The organism is Vibrio sp. 1288 (genome assembly GCF_033344475.1).
In genome coordinates this window covers 1-1,587 of record NZ_JAWPOX010000087.1, presented here as the reverse complement: position 1 = coordinate 1,587, position 1,587 = coordinate 1, and the positions used below count along the sequence as shown (strand labels likewise).

Genomic DNA, 1,587 nt, shown 5'->3' with positions numbered 1-1,587 from the left:
AATGTTCAGTATTCATTGAGCCGAACAAAATCTTAAATTGAAGAGTTTGATCATGGCTCAGATTGAACGCTGGCGGCAGGCCTAACACATGCAAGTCGAGCGGAAACGAGTTATCTGAACCTTCGGGGAACGATAACGGCGTCGAGCGGCGGACGGGTGAGTAATGCCTAGGAAATTGCCCTGATGTGGGGGATAACCATTGGAAACGATGGCTAATACCGCATGATGCCTACGGGCCAAAGAGGGGGACCTTCGGGCCTCTCGCGTCAGGATATGCCTAGGTGGGATTAGCTAGTTGGTGAGGTAAGGGCTCACCAAGGCGACGATCCCTAGCTGGTCTGAGAGGATGATCAGCCACACTGGAACTGAGACACGGTCCAGACTCCTACGGGAGGCAGCAGTGGGGAATATTGCACAATGGGCGCAAGCCTGATGCAGCCATGCCGCGTGTGTGAAGAAGGCCTTCGGGTTGTAAAGCACTTTCAGTCGTGAGGAAGGTAGTGTAGTTAATAGCTGCATTATTTGACGTTAGCGACAGAAGAAGCACCGGCTAACTCCGTGCCAGCAGCCGCGGTAATACGGAGGGTGCGAGCGTTAATCGGAATTACTGGGCGTAAAGCGCATGCAGGTGGTTTGTTAAGTCAGATGTGAAAGCCCGGGGCTCAACCTCGGAATAGCATTTGAAACTGGCAGACTAGAGTACTGTAGAGGGGGGTAGAATTTCAGGTGTAGCGGTGAAATGCGTAGAGATCTGAAGGAATACCGGTGGCGAAGGCGGCCCCCTGGACAGATACTGACACTCAGATGCGAAAGCGTGGGGAGCAAACAGGATTAGATACCCTGGTAGTCCACGCCGTAAACGATGTCTACTTGGAGGTTGTGGCCTTGAGCCGTGGCTTTCGGAGCTAACGCGTTAAGTAGACCGCCTGGGGAGTACGGTCGCAAGATTAAAACTCAAATGAATTGACGGGGGCCCGCACAAGCGGTGGAGCATGTGGTTTAATTCGATGCAACGCGAAGAACCTTACCTACTCTTGACATCCAGAGAACTTTCCAGAGATGGATTGGTGCCTTCGGGAACTCTGAGACAGGTGCTGCATGGCTGTCGTCAGCTCGTGTTGTGAAATGTTGGGTTAAGTCCCGCAACGAGCGCAACCCTTATCCTTGTTTGCCAGCGAGTAATGTCGGGAACTCCAGGGAGACTGCCGGTGATAAACCGGAGGAAGGTGGGGACGACGTCAAGTCATCATGGCCCTTACGAGTAGGGCTACACACGTGCTACAATGGCGCATACAGAGGGCGGCCAACTTGCGAAAGTGAGCGAATCCCAAAAAGTGCGTCGTAGTCCGGATTGGAGTCTGCAACTCGACTCCATGAAGTCGGAATCGCTAGTAATCGTGGATCAGAATGCCACGGTGAATACGTTCCCGGGCCTTGTACACACCGCCCGTCACACCATGGGAGTGGGCTGCAAAAGAAGTAGGTAGTTTAACCTTCGGGGGGACGCTTACCACTTTGTGGTTCATGACTGGGGTGAAGTCGTAACAAGGTAGCGCTAGGGGAACCTGGCGCTGGATCACCTCCTTA

At 53.2% G+C, this 1,587-nt stretch carries 1 rRNA gene; it reads left to right on the top strand.

Going from position 1 to position 1,587, the window contains the following annotated elements:
* Positions 1-34 precede the first annotated feature (34 nt).
* Positions 35-1,587, top strand: a 16S ribosomal RNA gene (locus tag R8O11_RS24770).